Below are 23,559 nucleotides of genomic sequence, written 5' to 3' on the forward strand. Positions count from 1 at the left end.
CCTCAGTCAGTACCACCGACTGTCATAGCGTCTAGTTTCAGCGTTGGCTGACCGACGCCAACCGGTAAACTCTGACCATCCTTACCACACACACCGACACCTTGGTCGAGCGCTAAATCATTACCCACCATTGAGACCTTACTCATCGCTTCCGGTCCATTACCAATTAACGTCGCGCCTTTAATCGGTTGTGTAATTTTGCCGTCCTCAATCAGGTATGCTTCTGATGCCGAAAACACGAACTGACCCGACGTGATATCGACCTGACCACCGGCAAAGTGTGGCGCGTAAATACCGCGCTTCACAGACGCGATAATGTCCTCGGGCTGGTGCTCACCGGGCAGCATGTAGGTATTTGTCATACGCGGCATGGGCAAGTGCGCATAACTCTCACGACGACCGTTGCCTGTCACCGCATGGCCCATCAAACGCGCATTCATTTTATCCTGCATGTAGCCTTTCAGGATGCCATTTTCGATTAGTACATTGCGACCTGCGGGCGTGCCTTCATCATCAATACTCAGCGAGCCGCGGCGGTCGGCTAGGGTACCATCGTCGACGATAGTACAAAGTTCCGAAGCCACTTTCTCACCTATTTTACCCGCATACGCCGAAGAACCTTTACGATTAAAATCACCTTCAAGTCCGTGTCCAACCGCTTCATGCAACAATACACCCGGCCAGCCGGCGCCAAGTACAACCGGCATGGTTCCTGCCGGAGCCGCAATGGCTTCTAGGTTAACTAATGCCTGACGAACCGCTTCTTCAGCAAACGCTTTCCAGCGCGGTGTGCCCTCTTCATCTTTAAAGAAATACTCGTAACTGACACGCGCACCACCACCTGCTGAACCCCGCTCTCGTCGGCCCTCTTGTTCAACGATGACAGAGCAGTTTAACCGAACCAATGGCCTATGGTCTTCAGCGAATGTACCGTCAGTCGCTGCAACAAGCACGTCGTCGTAGCTGCCCGAGAGACTAACAACGACCTGAGATACACGCTTATCCTGGGCACGCGCATGGGCATCGACCTGCTTCAATAGCGCAATCTTTTCCGCCTCTTCGAGCGACTGCAGTGGGTTCTTAGCCGCATACTGTGCCGCTACCGACTGCTGAGTCCACGCTTTAACCTGCTTACTTTGACCTTGCCGTACAATGCCGCGTGCCGCGTTACAGGTTTGTGTGAGCGCTTGCTGAGTAATCTCGTCAGCATAAGCAAAGCCTGTTTTTTCACCTTGTATGGCACGGACACCCATACCCGTTTCATTGTGATACGCACCGTCTTTAATAATGCCGTCTTCTAATACCCATGACTCGTTGACGCTACCTTGAAAATAAATGTCAGCAAAGTCGATATCGCCGTTGTATAAGGTACCGAGCGCTCTAGCGAGATCTGACTCAGTCACGGGTAATTCATTAATCCAACTTAATTTATCGCTCATACATCCTCATTTACATTAGCACTCACCGTCAGGCGAGTTTGCTCCGCGACAGGCATTTGCGCGCGAATATTCTCCAATTTCTCTCTGTCAAAATAGGCACTGACAACGCCCTCTCCATCGGCTTGCTCGGCCATGACTTCACCCCATGGGTCAACGATCATCGAGTGTCCATAGGTACGGCGTCCATTGGCGGCCTCGCCGAATTGGTTGGGTGCGAGCATATACACTTGCTGCTCAATCGCCCGTGCTCTCACCAGCGAATGCCAGTGTGCTGCACCGGTTACCTCAGTAAATGCTGACGGTAATAAAATAATATCGGCACCCTTGGCACGCAGTGCTTTGAACAATTCTGGAAAACGCAGATCATAACATACCGCCATTCCGACCACAGCGAAGCCCAAGTCGATAGTGACAATCGAGCTTCCAGCACGTGTCCAGCGAGACTCTCGGTATTGTCGTGTGTTATCGGCGACGTCGACATCGAACAAGTGAATTTTATCATAACGCGCTAAGCATTCACCGTTGGGTCCATAACATAAGCTAGCTGCAGCAAAGCGGTCACCAGCTTGAAGTGGAATCGTGCCACCAACAAGGTATATTTCGTGCTGTTTAGCCAACTCAGACAAGCGCTGTTGTACGGGTCCATCACCAACAGGTTCCGCCATTTCTAGCTGAGCACGGTCGCCGGCACCAAAGCAGCTAAACGCTTCAGGGACAACCACCAGTTGCGGACGTTGCTCTGGCAACTGAGTCAATAAGCGTTCAAGTAGAGCTAGATTTTCAGTGGGCGTCTTGAAGCTACTGAGTTGGATTGCGCTGAGTAGAGGTTGCGTCATTGTTTGCCTCCTTTTCTTTTTCCAGTTCTGGAATATCAACGGGACGACTGTCGCGCTCAACTTCTTCCACAACAGGGTTGTCTATCGTACCAGTGACACGATAACGCAACAATGAAATGACTTTCGCGTCTTGCAAGACCTTGTCAATTAACAACGCCGCAAGGCCGCTAGGTGGATTAACCATCCACGCCAATATGACGGGCAAACTTGAAGTCACCTTAGGCGCATAGGTCAATTCATAATCGAGCGATTGCTTCTCTAAGTCGGTGCTGCCGCGAATGACCATGTCACCCGCCGAACCAAAAAGCTGGGTATCATTAGTGGTTAATACGCCTTGGGCAATTTGCACGCTACCATTGAGATCGGTGTAGAACATACCTTGCGAAAATACATCACGAAAATCCAGCGTCAACTTGCGTAAGATACCGTCTAAGCTGAGTAGCGAGAACAAGCGCGCGCCACCATCACTGACCTCGGCCAAATAACCTTGCCCAAAGTCCCACTGCAGTGCCCCTGATAACGTATCAAAATCAACTTGATGGGGGTGATCATTCCAACGCACACCAAAAGCAATGGTGGCGGAGCTATCGCGGATCGCTGTCTCTAAACCGTACTCTCGCAGGAGTTCGCCGATATCACTGGTGGTGAGCTCACCGCTCAACTGAGTAAACGGCTGGCCCTCACTGACCATCCAGAAACCTGATGCATCAAGTTGCTCCGTCTCATTCGCCATTTTCAGTTGATTCAACGCGATACCGCCTTCGATGGGAACCAACTTGGCACTGACTCGACCTAAGTGATGATCATCGAGTCGACACACATTGCAGGTAATATCGAGCGGCGGCACTCGGCTTACCCACTCGTAGTCGGTGGTTTCTGAGTCACTCGACGTGTCTTGTTTTAGATTATCGGTATTCAGCTGAGCAAAGTCGGCGCTGACCTTGATCGGCTCAGATAGAAAATCCTCTGGCAATTGTGCTCGCACTGACAACTGATCGGCTAGGATTCGTGCTTGCCATACCCTATCTTGTGGGAAGATATCGATATCCGCATTGCTGAAACTTTGCTGTCCCCAAGATAACTCATCGGTCTTTATGCGAATCGAGTCGGGCAAGTACCAAGCGCTTAACGACTGCTCTCTGTCAGCATCGGAAGCACCGCTGTTAGCAAAAGAGTCACTGATAAAGTAGAGCAAATCATACCAGTGCCCAATCGCCAGTTCAGGTAAGTAGGCGCGAATGTCAAAAGTCGCTTGCGTGTTCATCTCTGGCAGTGCACTGGGCTGCCCAATCGATAAGCTGGCATATTGCCACTGCTGTACTCCTGGCTGCCAAGCGCTGCGCCAACGCAGACGTTCGCCCGAGCGGACGTCGAGGGCTAAGTCATTACCATTGCCCTTTAAACTAACATCTAATTGCCAGTTCTCACCAAACTCTTTATTCAATGGTTGTGGCAAGCGCGACTCTAAACCGGTTAAATCCAACTGAGAATTAGCCGTGACTTTTACTTGGTCAGCGATGTCCAAGTCGATATTGGCGATGCCGTTAACCGCACCGTAAAAATAGCGCGACCAACCTTGCTTAGGCAGTGCCTTGAACAAGGGTTCCAATTGCCAGTCTAGCTCGTTTTCGATGCTCAGCTGATAACTATCTTGCTTAGGTGCGCCAACAATTTTGCTTGAAAAGGGTCGACCAAACCAAGCCAACACCAAGTCCTTAGTAGTGACCTGTTGGTCATCAATTATGAGCTGACCCGAGCGCACGTCAAACCATTGATCAATGGCATCAATATAAACTCGATTATTGGCGAGATCGGCTTTCACATTGACGCCTACCTCACGCGAGCCGTCAAAAGGAATATCTAAGTTAAACTGACCACTGATACGATTCTCGGGCATCACTTGATTGAATACTTCAGCAACGCTGGTTAACGGTGACTGTTGAAAAACAGACCGCACAGATTGCGCCGGTCCAGCCACTTTAGACTCGACCTGTAATCCCCTACCCGCATCGAGCAAATCCGGTATCTGTGCATTCACTTCCTCGATGGTGACACCATTGATTCGGCCCTGCGTGGCATGCATAGCAAGGCCATGCTGATAAAAGTCTAGGGTCAGCGGCAATTCTTGGATGGCTGGCCAGTTGGGTTGGAATTGATAGGTCAGCGTATCAAAGTGAATACCTGCGCTAAACACGCCTTCCTGTACCTGACTCGGTAACATCATCTGTTGTGCTCGCCAAGCGAGGGTTAATTGCTCTACCGTGCCTGCCTTAAGCGCATTGGATAAATAACGCTTAAGATCTTCACCCATCACATCCGGTAATGCCGACTTCAACGTATCAACCGCAAATGGCTGACGACTTGCGACGACTAGTTCGAAAGCCGGCTGCAAAGCCGATACCGAGCGCCATGCGCCTCGCCCAGAGAGCTGCATATCGTTTATCGCAAGCTGGCTTTCGCGCCACGTCACTTGCCAGCCGTCGGCGATTTGTTCCACTGTACCATTGAGTTCGACGTCTTTTAATTGCCAAGCGCGTTGCTCAGATAAACGATCGCTGGTGACAGTCAGTTGCGGTGCATTGAGCGTCCACTGCAGGTGCTTTAGATTGCCTTCAAGTGTCATCGACAATGGCGAAAACGCGGGTATATCGGCTGAACCTGAAGCGTTGATATCAATCAGTTCAGCACGCCAGTGCCAAGGAAACTGCGCGCTATCCTGGATAAATAAATTGGCGCGCGCATCTAACCCTGCAGACTGCAGATAATTATACAGTCGGCCCTCGTCATCTATTAATTGCAGTACCGGAATCAGCTTACTCGCAGGCACACCCTCTACGCTCGCTCGCAGCGTATCAGCCACGTTTTGTACTCGCATGGCGGGCCATTCGAGCGTATTATTTTCTACCTCAACCGTCATCGGCGCACTATTGATCAACCAGCCTTGGCCTTGCCGCTGCATCTGCACTTCTCCAGAGGGGATGTGCAGATCCACAACACGATTATCTCGTTGCATGGTGAGCCGATTATCAAGGATACGCAGCAACGCTTGTGAAACTTGGCCTTGGTAGATATCGAGCCACGCCGTAAAATTCACGTTGGAGTCCGTGATATCAATACCTGGGACTTGCTTTTCAAGCCATGGGCTGACATCAATACCACGCGAGTCGACGTAAAATTGACCGACCATATCGCGCCAACGACGCCCCTCAAGTTGCAGCACAAAATTAAGCCTGTTGGGCGTAAAGTTCTTTACCCTAAACTGGCCGACGCCTTGGTGAGTACGGCCGCGGTTACTCCATGTCAAACGTTCAATATCAATGGTACGCGGATTGCCGCTTAAGGGGGTGACTTGAAGTGTGCTTTGCTGGAACGAGAAACTCTCTAACTGACTAAGAAAAAGTTGTTCGACTTGGTCGAGCTGTACACTACTGCCATCACCTTGAGTAAGACGACGCACATCTAACTGAATATCCGCTTGCTCGAGAATAAATTGCTGTAGCACCCACTGGCGCTCAGTCAACGACTCCCAAAAATCAATAACGACCCAGAGCCGGTCGACATCGACACTGAGTGCATCAGCGGCTGCATCACCCAGTTTAAAATTGGACAGCTCGATGGCGGGGCCTTGCTGACGCCAAGATAACGCCAACTGGTTAATATGTACCTGTTGACCCAAACTTGCACTGACTTGTCGCTCTAACGGTTTAGTTAGGTCAGGAAAGTAAGGCAAACCATAGCGTAATAAACTCAACAGCACGGCAGCCATTACCAGTAGTATGGCCGAGAACCAGATCAGTTTGTGGAAAGTCCAGCTTACCGCACGTTTTAAAGTCACTACATCATCACCACATCAAATTGCTCTTGATTATAGAGCGGCTCGGTCTGTATTGTGATTTGACGCGAAACAAAGAGTTCAAGTTCAGCTAGTGCATGAGACTCTTCATTCAGTAAAGCCTCACTGACGGGTGCCGAGGCATACACCACGAATTTATCCGCTTCATACGCCTTATGCACACGAACAATTTCACGCATAATTTCATAGCACACGGTCTCAACGGTTTTCATTGAGCCTCGTCCGCGACACACTGGACACTCGCCACATAACACGTGCTCAAGGCTTTCACGAGTCCGTTTGCGGGTCATCTCGACCAATCCCAGTGTGGTAAAGCCATTAATCGAGGTCTTAGCGCGGTCTTTGTTTAGCGCTTGCTCAAGGCTATGTAAAACACGTCGTTTGTGCTCTTCATCTTGCATATCGATAAAATCAATAATGATGATACCACCTAAGTTTCGCAAGCGTAATTGCCGAGCTATCGCCTGAGTGGCCTCAATATTTGTGTTAAATATGGTCTCTTCGAGGTTTCGATGACCAACAAAGGCCCCCGTATTGATATCGATGGTGGTCATTGCTTCGGTTTGGTCGATAATTAACGAGCCACCGGATTTGAGATCGACGCGCCGATCGAGCGCACGTTGGATTTCATTCTCGATATCGAACAAATCAAAAATGGGTCGGTCACCACGATAGTATTCCAAAACCTGTGTCAGTTCTGGAATGAAGTCTTTGGTAAATAATTTTAGCTGGTCCAGGGTCGTGCGAGAATCAACACGAATTCGTTCAATCGCTTCTCCGACAAAATCGCGCAACACGCGACAACACAGATTGAGGTCTTCGTACAAGATGCCCACACGGCGCTGTGACTTTTTACGTTTTTTAATTTGCGACCAAAGCCGCGTTAAAAACTCCGCATCACTTGTCAGTGAACCTTCATCCACGCCTTCACCAGCGGTTCGGACAATAAACTTGCCTTCGTCATGACTGAGTGACTCAGCAATCGAACGCAGCCGTTCACGTTCATCGGTATCGTCGATTCGTTGTGATACACCGACATGGTTACTCTGCGGCATAAACACCAAATAACGTGAAGGCAGCGTAATATCGGTGGTCAGTCTTGCGCCTTTGGTACCGAGTGGATCCTTTACGACCTGCACCATGATGGGCTGGCCTTGACGCACAAGTTGAGTAATATTGAGCTGAGATTTCTCCTCGCGCTCAATAGTCTCGCCACCGTCAAGCGTGGTGACAATATCCGATGCGTGAAGAAACGCCGCTTTATCTAGACCGATATCAACAAACGCCGCCTGCATGCCAGGCAGCACGCGAGAGACCTTGCCCATATAGATGTTACCGACAAGACCACGCTTGACCTGACGCTCAATGTGAACTTCTTGCAAAATGCCGTTTTCGACCAAAACCACGCGACTTTCGGTGGGGGTCACATTCATTAATACTTCTACGCTCATGGTCTTATCCTAGTTTGGCTTCGACGGCTTGTAAAAGCTGATCCGTTTCGTAAAGAGGTAAGCCGACCACCGCGGTATAGCTACCGTTAATGCGCTTTATCCAGCGGGCTGCTCCACCCTGTATCGCATAGCCGGCGGCTTTGTCGCGCGGCTCACCCGTTTGCCAATAAGCTTCCGCAGCGGTCTCACTGATGTCACCCATCCACACGTCAGTAACGACCTCTTTTATCTGCACGGTAGCAACGCTTTTACCATCATAGTACATCACACAAACGGCGGTGCGTACCTTATGTTCACGCTGCGCTAACGAAAGCAACATCGCAACGCCATGGGTTTGGTCGCGCGGCTTTTCCATCACTTCGCCGTCTCGGTCAATCAGCGTATCTGAGCCTACCACCATACAGGGCTTGTCATGCAAATGTGCCGAAGCGAGGGCTTTCTCATAGGCTAAGCGACGCACATAAGCCGATGCAGTTTCTTCAGCGCCTTGTTGTTCTGGGATATCACTCGCGAGACAGATAAAATCGGCGCGAATTTGCTGTAACAGCTCACGTCGACGCGGTGAACCTGAAGCGAGTACTAACTGCATTACACCACTCCAAAACGACGGCGGATTTTACGTAATAGCGGGAATAACCAAAACCAGAACAAGGCTGAGGTGAGCGCAGGCCAGAAATAGGTCGAGGTGAACTGTGCATCATGAATGAACACATTGGCTTGAAATACGATCAAGCGCTTAATCAGCACTAAAAACGCGATTAAAATCACCTGTTGTGGCAACGAGAAGTTACGAATCCGCTGAAAATGTCGAGCTGCAAAATAACTGACCACAACCATGCCCAACGCATGCACGCCTAATACCGAGCCTAACAAAATGTCGGTTAACACGCCTAACACTAACGCGGTACCAATACTGACACGATGTGGGAGTGCAATAATCCAATACAGTAATACCAGCGTCACCCAATCTGGGCGGTACACATCGATGCTCGCGGGCATCGGCATCACCATTAGTATCATGGCGACTAAATAGGTGAGTACCAATGGCAGTAATCCGTGCTTAAACATGGTTACTTCTCATCCTCGAAAATAGGTGCTTGTTCCGCACTTTGCGGCCACAGCAATAATACCGTTCTTACGCGATCAAGCGCACTAATCGAGTCTGCAGTCACCTCGGCAAACGGTAACGATTCATCGCGGTTTATACGCTGGATACGCGCCACGGGATACCCCTCTGGATAGACACCGCCTAGTCCTGAGGTCATCAGTAAATCACCTTCGGCAAGCTCTGAGCTGTGAGGTACAAACATTAACTGTAGCTTACCTATTTCACCGGTGCCTTGCGCCAGCACACGAATATCATTTCGTTCGGCGCGCAAGGCGATACCATGGCTTTGGTCAGAAATGAGTAATACGCGTGCCGTATTACTCCCAACGTCTTGGATCTGCCCCACTACACCTTTGCTATCGATTACCGGCTGTCCCTCATAGACACCATTGAGGGTGCCTTTGTTAACCACCAGCTGCTGACTGAACGGCTCCGATGCGACCGCTACGACTTCAGCGACCATGCGACGGCTTGGCTGTCGTTGCTCTGAACCCAATAAGGCACGTAAACGTTTGTTCTCATTACTAATAAACTGTAACTGCTGTAACTGACCACGCAGTTCCAACATCTGTTTCTTCAAGGCTTGGTTTTCTTCAGCAAGCTGTTCTTGGTTTTTTACGCTTTCGGAGAAGTTGTTCAGGATTTGTTCAGGTAAGATTGCCAAGTATTGCACCGGCGTTACGAGCGAGTTAAGAAACATGCGTACCGGCTGCATCGCCTGCAGGCGATGATCGACAAAAATCAATAGAAACGAACAGGCTAGTGCGAGCACTAGCCTGGATAGTAATGAGGGTCCGCGAGTAAATAAGGTTTTCATCTGTGCGCTAACTACACCTCACTCAAGTCGACTTACTCGTAACTAAATAAGTCACCACCATGCATGGCGATCATTTCGAGCGCTTTACCGCCTCCGCGTGCCACGCATGTGAGTGGATCATCTGCAATCACAACAGGGATGCCGGTCTCTTCCATCAACAAGCGGTCGAGGTCTTTAAGTAAAGCGCCACCACCGGTTAAAACCATGCCACGCTCAGAGATATCTGACGCTAGTTCCGGCGGCGATTGCTCAAGCGCAACCATGACTGCACTCACAATACCCATTAACGGTTCTTGCAGCGCTTCCAATATTTCATTGCTATTGAGCGTAAAAGAACGCGGCACACCTTCTGCAAGGTTCCGTCCACGCACTTCGATTTCTTTTAATTCTTCACCTGGGAACGCTGAACCAATCTCGTGCTTAATGCGCTCTGCTGTCGCATCACCAATCAGCGCACCAAAGTTGCGACGCACATAATTAATAATCGCTTCATCAAATTTGTCACCGCCGATACGAACCGACGATGAGTACACCACACCATTTAATGAAATAATTGCGACTTCTGTCGTACCGCCACCAATATCAACAACCATTGAGCCAGTCGCTTCTGATACGGGCAAACCTGCACCAATCGCCGCGGCCATCGGTTCATCAATGAGGTGAACTTCGCGTGCGCCAGCACCTAAAGCTGATTCACGAATTGCACGGCGCTCAACTTGGGTCGAACCACATGGAACACAGACCAATACGCGCGGGCTTGGCTTAAAGTAGTGACTGTCGTGCACTTGCTTGATAAAGAACTGAAGCATTTTTTCGCACACGTAAAAGTCGGCAATAACACCGTCTTTCATTGGGCGAATCGCCTTGATGTTGCCAGGGGTACGACCCAACATCTGCTTCGCTGCTGCACCCACGGCTGCAATTGCTTTAGGTCCACCTGAGCGTTCCTGTCGAATAGCCACGACAGATGGCTCATTGAGCACGATGCCCTCGTCCTTTACATAAATCAACGTATTGGCGGTACCCAAGTCAATGGATAAGTCATTTGAAAACAAGCCGCGAATTTTCTTAAACATGAAGCGGTAAATCCCTAAAAAAAGTGCTAAAAACTGCAATCAAGCGCAAGCTACTGCGCTCGTACTACCCGAAACCCAATATAGTTAGAGCTAAAATCAGCCGGAAGTTCCATACGTGTTGAAACGCGCGCTAGACTCGGTGCAAAGTTCCAAGCACCGCCACGCACTACTTGGCCGTCTTCGGCACGCGCCCATTCCCATACGTTGCCCACGGTATCAAACAGACCCCACGGGTTACGCTCAAATTGAGCGACGGGCGCTGAGCGTTCGTTTGACCACTCAGAGCCACAGTGACGGCAATTTGCGTTTTTCACGCCGACGTCATTGCCCCACCAAAAATCTGATTCTGTTCCAGCGCGTGAAGCATATTCCCACTGCTGCTCAGAAGGGATATCGTAATCGAAACCGCTTTTGTCTGACAACCAGTCAGTGTACGCCTTTACATCTTCATAACTAATACAGACCACAGGCGAGTTCTCAGTTTGTTGGAACCCCGGATTGCGCCAGTTTAACGTGCCATCCATTTTTGGCATACCGTTCACTAAATGCGCGCAGTTACCATTTTTCTCGGCCTGAGTCACATACGCAGTGTCATTGACGAAGTCACGAAACTTTCCCACCGTCACCTCGGTATCACTAATACCAAACGGTGCTTCAATACTGACCGTCTGCACTGGACGCTCGTTCGGCAAACCATTACCGGTTAAGTCACCCATTTTGTAATTGCCGGCGGGGACAACAACGAGCTCAGGTCCGCGCACATCACGAAATAGGATATCTTGCACTTTCTCGCCACGGGTAAACGAGTAATCCGATTTTTCCAACTCAGCGCGAATCGATTGAGCGTCATTTAGACGAATCACATCACTGTATGAACTGTACCCATATTTGCGTACCTCGACACGATGCTCGCCACGCGGCAACATAATTTCAATCGGTGTCGATCCGTAGCTCACACCGTCAATCAACACTTCATCGTCGTATACATTCGAGCGTAACGTCAGTGGGTGCATCACCGCGTCATTACCCGCGCTCGCACTGGTTTGTGAAGTATTACGCTGATCAGCGTTTTCGACCACACAATAGCGTGCATCCACTTCAAGTAACCGACATGCTTGCGTGCGCGGTAATTGGCCACGCAGCTCGACTGCGATTTTTACGCCATAGTTACCTTGACCACTAAATCCATTGCTCACGGTTTTTGAACCAAGGATCTGTACGTTAGGGCTCACTTGTTCCAAGTTGCTGCGTGCTTGCTCAGCTTCACTCAAATTACTTACGATTTGATCAAGGTACTGCTTTGATGCTTTCTGTTTCGCCAACAACTTACCGCGCGTTTCGCACTGACTCAGTGTTTCTTCACGGTCACACACAATTGACTGACTGACTTCCAGTTCGCCGGTTTGATTAAACTCACGCTCAAGACGCTCGACGCGCGCAACATTGCGCTGGTCTTTAAGCGATTCGATTTCGTTTAACAGAGCATGACGGCTTACACGTGCCTCTTCAACTTCCTGCTGCTTCTCTTCAACCAGTTGAATCTGCGTGCCAATATCTTTTTTGTTTTGTTGATGCGCCATCACCGCTTCTTTGTACGCCTGCTGCGCACCCGCGATGTCAATCGTTGGATCATCCACCAACTGCTGATAGCGGTTGTTCATTTCCTGCAGCGCTGCCTGACGTTGCTTTTCTAACGTCTGATTGCGTTCTCGCAAAGAAGCCAGCTTTTGCTCCAGCTGGTCAGCTTCGTCTTTAAGACGTTGCACAGTTTGCGTGTAGTTATCGTACTCATTTTGCAAACTCGTGATTTGATCAGAGATCTGCTCCACCGTCATTGATTGTTGTTGCTCTTGTAGAGCGTATGCCGGCGAAGCGATTGTCAAAGTCGAGGCCATCACTAAGGCCAATTGAGCCAGTCGCATCATGTTCCCATTCCAAGCTTGAAAATAATAAAGCGGTAGAGGCCTTGCAGCCTTACCAGCGCTCTTTATTCGAATATTTATTGGTAAACGTCGTTAACGTCGCGCATGTATAACAACTCTGCCTTATGCTATTTGCTTGTCAACAAAAGCGCAAGGAAGAATCACTGAGAAACCGCCACAAATATGTGAGTAATTACTTACCAGCCAACCTCTTGCCAGTAGATTTGCCGGTCACTGCCTCGGTAAATACCAAATACACCAAGGGCTGTGGGGTTATCGTCATAATCATTATCACCGTCCCAATCATATTTTAAAAATGAGGGAACGTTCAGTTCGAAAGTGAATTGTAACGGGTTTGGTCGCGCTAACCAACGCAAACGGTCATTGATACCCGTTTCGTCACGCGCGAGCCGTCCTTCAAACAATCGTTGCTGTGAAGGCGACGCCGCTAGTTCAAGGTCGGCTAAGCTATCACCGCCTTCAATAATCTCGGTCGCATTGATATCAGTACCCACCACATCATAGCAACTATTACTGGTGTGCAACTGATAGCCGAATCCATCCCAATACTCGATGCCACCATCAATCAATAAGTCTTCGTTCTGGGGGGCAATGCTATTCATAAGGTTGAACCGTGCAAACAGCAGGCGCGCCGTATCGTAACTGGCATAGTTCGGGCCGTCATCGTCATCCGGCGATATCAGGTCCGTTGTTTCAGCGAGTAACGAGTAGTAGTTGCCGTCTTCTTTGTCATTCACTCGCAAACCGAGCGTGTACTCTTCATAAGGTCCCTCTTCGATTTGCCGCTGATAAACAATTGACGGATCGACTAACGTGCCGATACCTTTATCCCAATTAATGACCAGTTCGTTCTTATTCAATCGGTCAAACTGAATCGTATGGTCAGGATCCGTATCTTTATCAAACGCGCCTGTTTCGAATACCGCTTTTGCATACGCGTCTTGATAGTTTTCCGTCACCTCACCCAATGTATTAACCGCTTCAAGCCTCAGGTTCGGGTCGAGCTGTTGCGCCTCCCCGATATAAAGAAACGGTTCAGCACTACTGCACACATTGGTAAATCCATTGCCTTTAATCAGTTCGAAAGCCGCGGGAATAAATCGGCCTATATCGTGAAGTTTCACCACATTGCCCGAATTAGGCTGATGATACTGCGCCAAGTAGGACTGTCCCGCGATCTCCGCGGTCACGGTGGCAAAGCCTACTTCTGAATAGGTCAATGTATCATTGCTGAAGGTCGCGGGTGCGCTCATGGTAAAGGCAGTGTAGTCGGAAAGCTCACCATTCTTATTGGTGACAAGTCCTGATGCTGTCGCGTTGCTATCGAGCACCAAACCAGCAGCTTGGATCTCATTACCAAAATTAGGGGTAATATCACCGTTACTGTTGCGTGCTTGCAGTTCCATTTTAAAAGGCTCACCCGCTTTGGCGATAATACCGCCTGTATAGCTATTGCTATCCAACTGTGCATGACTGGCGTCAATACTTGCCGGCGTCCAAACAAAAGGATTCGAGGTGCCCTGCAATACCACACCATTGTCTAACTGTGCACGTGCCGACACACTGGTTGCACCTGCATCACCATAATTCAATTCAACGGCGGCTTCGCCATCAACAAAATCAACAGGTACCAAGCCCCAGTCGTCTCGAGTCGGTATTGCCGTATTGTTAATGTTGAACTGTGCTTGCGGATAAGTTGATACATCTTGGCATACTTGTGGATCAATGCACTGTGCACGCATCTCGATCGTGCTGACCGGCTCAAGCACTGCCTCACACGCAAGGGTCTGGTCATTAGTCTGCACCGCACGCAATTTTATGCCCGAGGTCGTTGTACCGGAGGTTTGACGCGCAATACTGTTAATACCGCTTGCGTTATCATCGACAAACACAAAGCCCGCGTCATTGACTTGCAGTGTACAGTCATCGCTCGCTTCACCGTTGACAAAACACTGCACCGGGTTAGCGGCGACGGGTGACGCTGAGTTATCTGTGATACCCAAACGATAGCTACCTGCGCTATCGGGCTGTAAACCCAACACAGTGCTTCCTGTAAAGGTGGGTATCGCGTTACTCCAAGTACCATTAATGTCGCTGAGTGTGACAGTAGCCGGTTCGTTGTAAAGTGAACTGCATTCGCTGTCCTGACACGCGCTTACCTGAACCTGTGCGCCATTACAAAGCACAGTCGGACTCGAAAAAGCGAGTCGATAGTGATCGACTTGTTCATCGACACCGCTGCCTGGCAACGAGCACACACTAAAATAGTTAAACTCGTGGATGTTCGTCGAGCCGCCCGTACTGCCGGTAAAACTGATCGTAAAGCGCTGTGGCAGCTGGGGTTGGATAGCCGAAATATCGCTATTATCGTAAATCGTAGTATAAGCATTGCCAGTACCGGTAAGATCGCGCTCGACGGAGACGGCCACATTTTGTTGATCGCGGTTATCAATGCGAACGCGATACAAATGACCCGGAGCGGGTATAATGCTATTACTTTCATCAATGCCAGGAACCAGCTGCTCCGACGCCCCGATGAATTGATACTGGGTATTGACGTTACCGGTCTCCGCGCCTCTCAACACCACGCGATCACGAGTTTGCGAAAGCGCAAGCGAGCCATCACCTAAGCCCCCCACTCGGCCTTCGGTGGCACGCGAAAAGTTACCGTATTCGTCAAAACCGACACCGAGCCAACCACCGTTGAAGCCATCATTGTTATTGCCGTTTGCGTAGCCCAGTGAACCGCCATAGTTGCCCGGCTGTGCCACTTGATTGCTATCTGAAAACACCAAGGCAATCCCATCAGCACCGCTACCTGCGTAGGCATACATGCGGAACACCACTTCGGTTAAATGTCCACGTGCAGGTACTGATTGATTTAATGATAGCGCTGTGGATTGATTATTCTGGTTACTGGTCAGTCTGATGCGACCGTTGACAATACTCGGCGACGTGCTGTTATTAAACGTCGTTGCGGTCCAATCTTGAGCAAACGAACTACTATTAAGCTCAGGCACCACACAAACTTGCTCTTGTCCGCCACACAGTGTGCGCTGTTGTTGCAGGTCGCGGATCTGTCGTTCAGAGAGTGCTTGGTCAAACACACTCAGCTCATCGAGAAAACCACTGAAATAACGGCCTAGGGCACCTTGGTCGGCACCTACTTGCAAGGGATCGTTATTATTTGCGACACCACCGGTAAAACTCGCTGTGCCGGCGACTTCACCATTGATAAAAATCGTTTGCGCGCCATTTTGATACCGTATCGCAACATAGCTCCATTGGTTTAACGGTACTGCCGATTGACTATTAAACTCTTGTATTTCTCCTGTCGGCGTATTCCACCACCAATTAATGGTGCCATCACTGCGCAGGTGAAATTCATAGTTCTCATCTTTTGACACTAATGTCATCAGTCCAGACGCCGGGTAGCGCTGCGGCTTTACCCATAAACCGATCGTAAAGGCATTACTCAAATCGAGCATGGGCGCGTCGGCGACTTCAAGGTATTGCTGTTGAATATTGTCAAAATAGCCATAACCACAGGTGCCGAAGCCATTATCGTTAGTCACCAATGCTGAGCCTGAGTCTGCGCTATAACGTTGCGCTCCGTTGCGTGCCACACCATTCAAGTTGTTGATAGAGCTATCAATAACCTCGCCAGCGTTACCTTGCCAGTCATTACTATTCATCTGCCAGCGCAGTACGGCGTCTGGCAATTCGGCCGGTTGCGCTGCACAGAATTGCCCGCCCGCAAGTGGTACCGCAGGCGCTTGATAATTCACCTCGATATCGTAGCGGTCGTTATAATAATACGAACTACCTGCCACGCTAATGGCACCATTGACTCGAACTCGCTCGCTCTCGCGACTCGATTCATAGTAGGTAAAATCTCCAGCCACATAGATGTAACCATTAATCTGAACGTCCTGAGCAATGGTCAAATCACCGGTCACGATAAGCATAAAGGCGTTTGGGTCGCCACCGACATTAATGCGACGTCCAGCTTGAATAGTTAAGTCGCCATCAATGTACACCCGCGAAGTCGGTCCATTGGTCTGGTAGTTTTGTCCTATATCGCTAAAGTTGCCAACGCGCAAGTAATCAATCGGGTCGAGCTGCTGAGGTAGGTTGGTGCCATAGTCTTGGTCGGGTAAGGTAATGGTATCAACTTCGTTGTTACCGCGATAATCAAAACCGTCGGCCCACACGGCACTGCATTGGGGTAATGCACCGTTACTGGTACAGGGGCGCGTACGGGTATACAGTTCGCTGACACGCTGACTGGAATAAACGCCGCTTGCGACAGTGACTTCATCGAGCGAGCCGTTAAAACCAAAGCCTTGAAATTGCTGACCGCCAATATAAAGCTCTGGGCTAGACCCGATATAATTCAACGTAATAGATGCAGGTAAGCTTTGCGTGGCTACTAGGCTGTTATCAATATATAACGATAAACGTCGGTTGCTATTGTCAAACGTCGCCGCTAGATGATGCCAGTTGCCGTCAAATACCTGATTACCATCAACACTGACATTGTAGATTTGACCAAATATCGACCGTACCTCAAAGTAGAGCCGTCCGTCACGCGTGCGACGATAGACCTCAAACCGTCCAGCACCGCCTTCCGTCGGTCCCTCACCATACACAATGAGCGTTTGATAGTTATCTTGGGCGTTTTGTGCGTTGGCTGAGCCATTCAACCACATCGATAAACTCACACTGTTTTGATTGGCCAATGGCGTAACATTGGGGATCTCGACGTAGTTATTACCATTAAATCGACCGTAACGACAGGTACCTTCACTGCCCGGGCGCGCTGGGTTAAATGCACTGGTATAGGCATCTTGTTGAGCAAAGCCTGCGTAATTATTGCCAACACTGTTCACCACCTCGCCGGCGTTGCCACTCCAACGGTCTTCATCAAAATGCCAGTCACCCACAGGCGTATAGTTATTGTTAGAATTCGGGACGCATGGGCCTTCGTTATCATTGATATTACATTGCCGATCGACATTAAACTGCCCGTTGCCACAGGCTCGCGGATTGGGCGAGTCGGTGCAAGGCGCATTGATATATTGCCCATTGATACGACCATTATTATTCAGCGCACCATCAACATTCACATTACCGTTGATTTCGGCATTAGAGTTATTAACCAAGGACCCTTCGACATCGGTGTTACCGTTAATCAATCCGTTATTAGTCAATGAACCGCCCGCAGTTACAGGTCCATTGATACGCGCATTGCTGTTGTTGGTCACAGCGCCAGCAGCGACCACTTCACCGCCAACGCGGCTATTGTTGGTCACGCTACCACCACTTGCTACACGCCCACTCACGCTGCCATTGCTATTAACGGACACATCGCCATTGGTTTGAATGCTGCCCTGTAAATCACTGTTTAGCGTGACACCACCGGTGGTCTCAACATTGCCCACTAATCCAGCGTTGCTGTTTAAGGTCAGTCGCCCCGAAACAACCACGAGTAGCTCAGCTGATGAGCGAACATTGACCTCGGCATTGACGGTGACATCACCTGTTAGTTCTAAACGTACGGGGGAGGCATTAAATGCAACTCGATCGCGACTGTATACTTGGCCAAATACACTGCTTGGGCAACGTATGACCGTCACGCCGCTCTCATTCTGGACACGGCATGGGTTAAAGGCGTTATTATTTTTGCCCGCATCATCAGGCAACTGATATTGCTTTGCGAGCGCGGATACTGACATCAGCGCAGCGGCAAGCAGTAAGGTTAACCATACTAGCCAACCTCTCATTCAATCGTCCTCGCTTCCATTGCGAGCAGACGCTCGGTGGTTTGCCCCCCTGCCTCACATTGACCCAGTGCTTCAATGCGGTAGTGGGTATCGTCTGCAGTGTAATCAAACGCTTGGCAGCTCAGGGTGACTGAGCAGTTTGCTAAGGATGGAATGCCGCTTAAGTCGACGGGCGTACCTGTAACCGCAGCACAGTTGGCCATCGGTTGGTTAAGTGGAAATAGTTCGTACATTCCCTGCTGCAAGCCACTTTGTGCAGCGGTGTAGGCGCGCGTACCATAGACTTCAACGACGACACTGTCACTACTGGTGGTCACTAGCCGTGATAAGGTCGCGACCAGCAACCCTGTCACCACAATCACAAAAATCGCGACAACCAGCGCACTGCCTCGTTGTGAATGATAGCTAGGGGGCATTGGGAATATGAACCTCTTGACTGAAGAATAAACGTTCATCATCTATACTAGTAAATTGAATGAACAGATGCACAATATTATTTTGCAGTAGCGTGGCCCGGTCGACCTGAAAAGCGGGCTCCGCCAATGCAATATTGGCGACTTGTTCTGCCATCACGCTGCGCTCGGCGCTCGGAAAGCTACCCGGTATAGGTTGACTCACCTGCCAACCATAGTTGCTGTAGCGCACGATTTGGTTGCTCTCTACACAGTAGCTCACTGGTGGTTGTCCGATAAACAAACGTTGCCGAGGTGAGCTCTGGCTAAACACTGAGCCAGAAGCTAGATCGAGTACTTGCTCGTATGTGCTGTCGTCATTGTCTGTCGATGCTGCCAGGGTCGCCGAGCGACCGGCATCAGCGTCATAAATATGTGAGCTGAGCGTAGCAAAGATAAACAAGCGATCCGTGTCAGTTATCGTCTCCCATACTTCTGACAGTGAGACAAAGGTCAGTTGCTCTGGGTCACTGTTACGAAGTGGCGCATTGTAATAGGTGCCTGCCGCACGGATCGGCACAAACTCTAAACACTGGCCCCCCGCGGCGACACGTGCACTATTGGGCACGGAGTTACGGACCTCGCGCGTTAAGCGTTCAATTACAAAGCGACTTTGGTCAAGGATCCGCACTCGTTCAGCACCACTGGCGTACATACGCGAACCAAAGCCGACAAACTGAAAGGAGAATATCGCCACAATCGCTAACAATACAATGACGATAACCAGTTCCACTAAGGTAAAGCCGCGATTACGTATCACCAGTTCCCCCTTAGCGCGGCAAATTCAATGATTTGTTGCTGCGGCGTGTTTACACTGACGACGATACGTTTAAGTGTATCGGGTTGCTGGTAACTGACTCTGACCTGCAAGGTAAATCCGCGGTAATCGTCTGTTAAGCTCTGCGCTAAGGTGTCCGCGACATCAGGACCACTGAGCTCTAGGCAATGGTAGTCGTCTACGTCATCAAACTCGGTACGATCGGCCTCTTCCCTAAAGGTCATTGCACTAGGGTCGGTTGGACAGTTGGCAGGTAGTGTCGTACAACTTATTCCCGACTCTCCGCAGCGGGCTTCGCCAATAGCGCTAGAGCCATTTTCATCAAACCGGCGGGAAAGGATTTCGTTAATCAGACTCTGGCCCAGCTCGGCGGCGCGCACTTGTTGCCACGGGTCTACACTTTGTTTAAACAACGGCCCCATGCCCGCGGTAACCACCAACGTAATAATACCCACAACAATGATGCCGGCAATAATTTCGATGAGCGTGAAGCCGCGTTGATGCTTGCTAACAGCCATAAATGTAACCTTCGCGGTTGATACACACCGACTGGTTTGCGCCGTTAGTTTCTGTAAAGGTGAGACGGCAGGCTTGGTTGCCGCTACAAATCAGCCCTGAGGTGTCATCGGGTCGTCCAAGCGGACCAAACTCAATTTCTGCAGGTAAACTCACTGGGGCGCCGTTGCTGTCGGTAACCGTCAGGGTTTTACCCGCAAAACCGACCATTCGGTTGGCACTGTCTTCTGACGCTGCTAAGGTTGAGCTGCTCGCACCACATACTGGCGTGGTCGCTAAACCGAGTGCGTCGTTTTGAAGTACCGCAACGTAGCAGTCTGCTTGCGTATTTTGCATCGCATTGAGTTGTACATTGCGTAAAATAGAGAGCGCGCGTTCGCGCAAAACTAGACTTTCGGTACCGCCGGAGCCAATAAATAAAGGCGCCGCGCCAACCGCGAGGATACCCACCACTACTAAAACAATGATCAGTTCTACTAGGGTGAAGCCTTTCATAGGAGAGACCTTAAATATTCGGCCCGCCGAGACGGCGAGCCGAGATTCGACCATTAAAAAATGGTTGGATTAGTTGGTGCAGCCAGTTGTAACCGCAGTTACTGTTGGTGGCGTGTTTGCATCTGTAGCATTCGCATAAGATACATAGCAAGAAGTGGCATAAATATCTTCTGCCGTAGAGCTGTCGTTCAGATCAGAAAAACCTGCTGGACCAATATAGAAAACATCAGTTGTTGTATTGGTAGAGGCGTCTCCTATCGCAAATACCCAATCTTCATTATTGGAGCCTAGTGACGCAGCTTTAGCGATACCGTCCGCAGTAGCAGCAGGATAACCATAAACTGTATCAATACCCTCAACATCAGCTGGAGCAGCCGCTGTGCCAGCTAACTTACCCTGAACTGCCGCTTTCGCATATACAGTTTGGTAAGCACCTTGAATATTACCCTTCAAACCTTTAACGGTCGAAGTGCGCGCGTCCCCCGAGAAGTTAAAGAACTGAGGGGCTGCTGTCACGGCAAGAATACCGAGAACAACAATAACAATAATAAGCTCGATGAGCGTGAAACCTTTTTGGTTGCGCATGATTACATTCTCCATTGAAATAAAATAAGTTCTGGTGCTGCGTTAGTTATTGTTACTAAACACGTTTACACCACCGTTCCTTGGGTTGTAGACAAACGAGTTACCGGTTGTCTGATAGTCATTACCCGAGGGTAAAGGACTAATTCCTTTAATAGTGTTCACTAGATAGTAAACACACACTTGATTGGTACCTTGCCCTTGCGCCGTCGAGGCGTTTGGATCGTCCGTTGCGTAAGTATAATAACGGTACTCATCAATCGCACCGCCATCACCTTCCGCCATCACCGTGGGTGAACCTTGCAAAATAGCCGTCATTACGGTGCGGCAATCTTCATTACTGAGCGTGACATCAGTCGCCGTGTCGTTGTTGCCACTAACGGGATAGCCTGTATCGCCATCCACATAGACCGGCACGCCATCCATCTGTAACTCGGCGCCTGCGCCGTCCGTGCCACCTTTAGGTCGCCCGCGCAGTTCCCACTCACCGCGCACAATGCCCACTGCACTGGCAAAGCCACCAGCAACGCCTTCAATAGCTGAGTCCTCTGCATCGGCGGTGACATCGGTAAAGCGAGGTAAAGCAGAGGCTGCTAACAAGCCTAGAATCACCACCACGATGATCAACTCAATGATTGTGAAACCTTGTTGCCGTTTATCCATAGTCAGCGTCCTTTATCATTTCTCGTGATATTGTATAACGACATTTTTACAATTCATAGGTCGAATTTAGCGTTTTTTGCCCGGATTTGACCTGTTTCAGCGTTGTATTCCTGCCATAGCTTTTGTTCAATTCTAAATAAACACGTTTGACCCTCAACCGAGCCTGTTAATTGGCTTGGCGCATCGGCAAGGCGTTGCCAAAGTTCAACGCATCCTTGTTCAACCGCTGGCCAACCTTTGCTGTTCATTTGGATGCTTTGCTCACTACCACTTATGTTAAGTGAGACCTGTTTAGGTTTACCTTCGCGCATCCACTCTGCGCGTGCCAGTAACAACGAATCATTAAAGCGTCGTAACTCCATATCGCGCTTGGTTTCTTGCCAGCCACTGTGCTCACCAGGGGCAAACCAGATCCATAACGCTACCCCCGAAAGCACGAACACACTGATGATAACAACCAGATTTTGCAATAAACTCCGAAAGTTTTGTTCACTCTGCGCCTGGCTTTTCATTATCGTCCCTGATACGCATTCATCATATCCCACATTGGTGTGAAGATACCCAACGCCAAGATCAGCACTAACACAGCGACAAAGCCGATCATGACAGGCTCAATACGCGCGGTCAGTGTTTTCAGATCGTAGTCAGTCTCGCGCTCATAGTAATCGGCGACTTCCTTTAACAACGTATCACTGCGTCCCGTTTCTTCGCCGACCACAATCATTTGCAACACCAGCGGTGTAAACAGCTTTGATTGACGAGCGGCACGCGAGAGATTTTCACCCCGCTCAATAGTGCGTCGAATATCTAATATCTTGCGCTCCATGTGAGCGTTATCGACGGCTTCGGCTACCAAGGATAACGCCTGCGTCAAGGGCACCCCTGCCGATAACATAACGGAAAAACTGCGCGCGAAACGCGATAAAATTGAGCGCTCTAAAATCGACCCGATGATCGGCATGCGCAGTTTCCAGCGGTCCCATAACAGACGACCAGGAGCACTGTTCACATAAGCCCGGATACCAAAGAAAGCACCGACCATGGCAATCAACATGAGTGGCCAGTAGGCAACGAAAAATTCCGAGGTACCTAACAGTGCACGCGTTGCCCACGGAAGCTCGACCTTAAAGCGACTGAACATATTTGCAAAAGTCGGTATCACAAAAATGTTTAGAACAAAGAGCGCCACCACCAAAGCAATCATCACAAAGGTCGGATAACGCGTCGCGGCTTTAATACGTTTTCGGGTATCTTGCTCTTTTTCCAAATACAGTGCCAATTGCTCGAACGACTCTTCCAACTGACCGGTATTCTCACCTACGTGGACAATCGCGACGATCAAGCGCGAGAATACTTTAGGGTGCTGTGACATTCCCGCCGACAAGGTGCGACCGCGTTCGAGCTGTCCGTGGACATCGCGTAACGCACGTTCTAAACGTTTGTTCTGGGTGGTGTCGGCGAGTCCCTCAATGGCGCGCAAAATGGGAATACCCGCATTCGTTAAGGAGTACATTTGGCGACAAAAGATAATCAGTTGGTCGAGTTCGACACTCGGTTCTGTCATCGCCTTCAGTCGTTGCCAAAGCGTGCCGCTTGGTTTATTGGTTCTCGTGCTACTAATTTTGCCCTTGTTTGCCGCTACATCGACGGGGATCAAACCGCGCTGCATCAGCGTCTGAGCGGCTGCTTTGGCATCGTTTGCCTCAACCGTCCCTTGCTGCATACTGCCTGATTTATCACGCGCTTTGTAGCTAAACTGCATGG

The 23,559-nt window shown here is 49.8% G+C and carries 18 protein-coding genes; all 18 read right to left on the minus strand.

Translation table 11 applies throughout. The features are described from left to right. Window positions 1-2: 2 nt before the first annotated feature. The 18 genes from tldD to B2X00_RS07615 all read right to left on the minus strand — a co-directional run bounded on the left by tldD (window position 3) and on the right by B2X00_RS07615 (window position 23,557). Window positions 3-1,439: a metalloprotease TldD gene (gene tldD, locus B2X00_RS07530; protein WP_290486874.1), complete on the minus strand. Its 1,437-nt coding sequence runs from the start codon at window positions 1,437-1,439 to the stop codon at window positions 3-5. Further along, entirely contained in the window at window positions 1,436-2,275 is an 840-nt protein-coding gene (locus B2X00_RS07535) for a carbon-nitrogen hydrolase family protein (RefSeq protein WP_290486876.1), read from the minus strand. Before B2X00_RS07535 ends, tldD begins: the two co-directional genes overlap by 4 nt. Beyond that, window positions 2,238-6,110, minus strand: a complete 3,873-nt coding sequence (locus B2X00_RS07540) for a YhdP family protein (protein WP_290486878.1) — start codon at window positions 6,108-6,110, stop codon at window positions 2,238-2,240. The genes B2X00_RS07535 and B2X00_RS07540 overlap by 38 nt, the downstream gene beginning before the upstream one ends. Next, entirely contained in the window at window positions 6,110-7,579 is a 1,470-nt protein-coding gene (gene rng / locus B2X00_RS07545; protein ID WP_290486880.1) for a ribonuclease G, read from the minus strand. Before rng ends, B2X00_RS07540 begins: the two co-directional genes overlap by 1 nt. A gap of 4 nt (window positions 7,580-7,583) precedes the next feature. Then, on the minus strand, window positions 7,584-8,168 hold the full coding sequence (locus tag B2X00_RS07550; protein ID WP_290486882.1) for a nucleoside triphosphate pyrophosphatase: 585 nt from the start codon (window positions 8,166-8,168) through the stop codon (window positions 7,584-7,586). Further along, window positions 8,168-8,647, minus strand: a complete 480-nt coding sequence (gene mreD / locus B2X00_RS07555; RefSeq protein ID WP_071463034.1) for a rod shape-determining protein MreD — start codon at window positions 8,645-8,647, stop codon at window positions 8,168-8,170. Before mreD ends, B2X00_RS07550 begins: the two co-directional genes overlap by 1 nt. Window positions 8,648-8,649: 2 nt before the next feature. Further along, window positions 8,650-9,504 carry a rod shape-determining protein MreC gene (mreC, locus tag B2X00_RS07560; protein WP_290486884.1) on the minus strand — a complete coding sequence of 285 codons (855 nt, stop codon included), beginning with the start codon at window positions 9,502-9,504 and terminating at the stop codon, window positions 8,650-8,652. Window positions 9,505-9,536: 32 nt separating this feature from the next. After that, entirely contained in the window at window positions 9,537-10,580 is a 1,044-nt protein-coding gene (locus tag B2X00_RS07565) for a rod shape-determining protein (RefSeq protein ID WP_006956882.1), read from the minus strand. Between the two features lie 50 nt (window positions 10,581-10,630). Further along, entirely contained in the window at window positions 10,631-12,505 is a 1,875-nt protein-coding gene (locus B2X00_RS07570) for a formylglycine-generating enzyme family protein (protein WP_290486888.1), read from the minus strand. A 194-nt stretch (window positions 12,506-12,699) separates the two neighbouring features. Beyond that, window positions 12,700-18,309 carry a DUF6701 domain-containing protein gene (locus B2X00_RS07575; RefSeq protein WP_290486890.1) on the minus strand — a complete coding sequence of 1,870 codons (5,610 nt, stop codon included), beginning with the start codon at window positions 18,307-18,309 and terminating at the stop codon, window positions 12,700-12,702. Then, entirely contained in the window at window positions 18,306-18,725 is a 420-nt protein-coding gene (locus tag B2X00_RS07580; protein ID WP_290486892.1) for a Type II secretory pathway component, read from the minus strand. The genes B2X00_RS07575 and B2X00_RS07580 overlap by 4 nt, the downstream gene beginning before the upstream one ends. Further along, the gene (locus tag B2X00_RS07585; protein WP_290486894.1) at window positions 18,715-19,521 is read right to left on the minus strand and encodes a PilW family protein; all 807 of its coding nucleotides are present in this window, start codon (window positions 19,519-19,521) and stop codon (window positions 18,715-18,717) included. Before B2X00_RS07585 ends, B2X00_RS07580 begins: the two co-directional genes overlap by 11 nt. Beyond that, on the minus strand, window positions 19,518-20,057 hold the full coding sequence (locus B2X00_RS07590; protein ID WP_290486896.1) for a type IV pilus modification PilV family protein: 540 nt from the start codon (window positions 20,055-20,057) through the stop codon (window positions 19,518-19,520). The genes B2X00_RS07585 and B2X00_RS07590 overlap by 4 nt, the downstream gene beginning before the upstream one ends. Beyond that, window positions 20,047-20,550, minus strand: a complete 504-nt coding sequence (locus tag B2X00_RS07595) for a prepilin-type N-terminal cleavage/methylation domain-containing protein (protein WP_290486898.1) — start codon at window positions 20,548-20,550, stop codon at window positions 20,047-20,049. Before B2X00_RS07595 ends, B2X00_RS07590 begins: the two co-directional genes overlap by 11 nt. 69 nt (window positions 20,551-20,619) lie before the next feature. Next, window positions 20,620-21,135 carry a type II secretion system protein gene (locus tag B2X00_RS07600; protein WP_290486899.1) on the minus strand — a complete coding sequence of 172 codons (516 nt, stop codon included), beginning with the start codon at window positions 21,133-21,135 and terminating at the stop codon, window positions 20,620-20,622. A gap of 42 nt (window positions 21,136-21,177) precedes the next feature. After that, entirely contained in the window at window positions 21,178-21,795 is a 618-nt protein-coding gene (locus B2X00_RS07605) for a prepilin-type N-terminal cleavage/methylation domain-containing protein (RefSeq protein ID WP_290486901.1), read from the minus strand. A 53-nt stretch (window positions 21,796-21,848) separates the two neighbouring features. Next, complete coding sequence (locus B2X00_RS07610) at window positions 21,849-22,307, minus strand: Type II secretory pathway component (protein WP_290486903.1); 459 nt, start codon at window positions 22,305-22,307, stop codon at window positions 21,849-21,851. Beyond that, the gene (locus B2X00_RS07615; RefSeq protein WP_290486905.1) at window positions 22,307-23,557 is read right to left on the minus strand and encodes a type II secretion system F family protein; all 1,251 of its coding nucleotides are present in this window, start codon (window positions 23,555-23,557) and stop codon (window positions 22,307-22,309) included. The genes B2X00_RS07610 and B2X00_RS07615 overlap by 1 nt, the downstream gene beginning before the upstream one ends. Window positions 23,558-23,559 lie beyond the last annotated feature (2 nt).

Origin of the sequence: Idiomarina sp. UBA3162, assembly GCF_002364475.1 — a bacterium.
In the GTDB taxonomy this organism is placed as follows: Bacteria; Pseudomonadota; Gammaproteobacteria; order Enterobacterales; family Alteromonadaceae; genus Idiomarina.

Excerpts from the sequence above, each read along its gene's own strand:
- tldD (WP_290486874.1), bottom strand. The coding sequence starts at position 1,439 with ATGAGCGATAAATTAAGTTGGATTAATGAATTACCCGTGACTGAGTCA.
- B2X00_RS07615 (WP_290486905.1), bottom strand. The coding sequence starts at position 23,557 with ATGCAGTTTAGCTACAAAGCGCGTGATAAATCAGGCAGTATGCAGCAA.
- B2X00_RS07590 (WP_290486896.1), bottom strand. The coding sequence starts at position 20,057 with ATGGCTGTTAGCAAGCATCAACGCGGCTTCACGCTCATCGAAATTATT.
- B2X00_RS07610 (WP_290486903.1), bottom strand. The coding sequence starts at position 22,307 with ATGAAAAGCCAGGCGCAGAGTGAACAAAACTTTCGGAGTTTATTGCAA.
- B2X00_RS07535 (WP_290486876.1), bottom strand. The coding sequence starts at position 2,275 with ATGACGCAACCTCTACTCAGCGCAATCCAACTCAGTAGCTTCAAGACG.
- mreD (WP_071463034.1), bottom strand. The coding sequence starts at position 8,647 with ATGTTTAAGCACGGATTACTGCCATTGGTACTCACCTATTTAGTCGCC.
- B2X00_RS07570 (WP_290486888.1), bottom strand. The coding sequence starts at position 12,505 with ATGATGCGACTGGCTCAATTGGCCTTAGTGATGGCCTCGACTTTGACA.
- B2X00_RS07605 (WP_290486901.1), bottom strand. The coding sequence starts at position 21,795 with ATGGATAAACGGCAACAAGGTTTCACAATCATTGAGTTGATCATCGTG.
- B2X00_RS07600 (WP_290486899.1), bottom strand. The coding sequence starts at position 21,135 with ATGCGCAACCAAAAAGGTTTCACGCTCATCGAGCTTATTATTGTTATT.
- B2X00_RS07575 (WP_290486890.1), bottom strand. The coding sequence starts at position 18,309 with ATGAGAGGTTGGCTAGTATGGTTAACCTTACTGCTTGCCGCTGCGCTG.
- B2X00_RS07595 (WP_290486898.1), bottom strand. The coding sequence starts at position 20,550 with ATGAAAGGCTTCACCCTAGTAGAACTGATCATTGTTTTAGTAGTGGTG.
- rng (WP_290486880.1), bottom strand. The coding sequence starts at position 7,579 with ATGAGCGTAGAAGTATTAATGAATGTGACCCCCACCGAAAGTCGCGTG.
- B2X00_RS07550 (WP_290486882.1), bottom strand. The coding sequence starts at position 8,168 with ATGCAGTTAGTACTCGCTTCAGGTTCACCGCGTCGACGTGAGCTGTTA.
- mreC (WP_290486884.1), bottom strand. The coding sequence starts at position 9,504 with ATGAAAACCTTATTTACTCGCGGACCCTCATTACTATCCAGGCTAGTG.
- B2X00_RS07580 (WP_290486892.1), bottom strand. The coding sequence starts at position 18,725 with ATGCCCCCTAGCTATCATTCACAACGAGGCAGTGCGCTGGTTGTCGCG.
- B2X00_RS07565 (WP_006956882.1), bottom strand. The coding sequence starts at position 10,580 with ATGTTTAAGAAAATTCGCGGCTTGTTTTCAAATGACTTATCCATTGAC.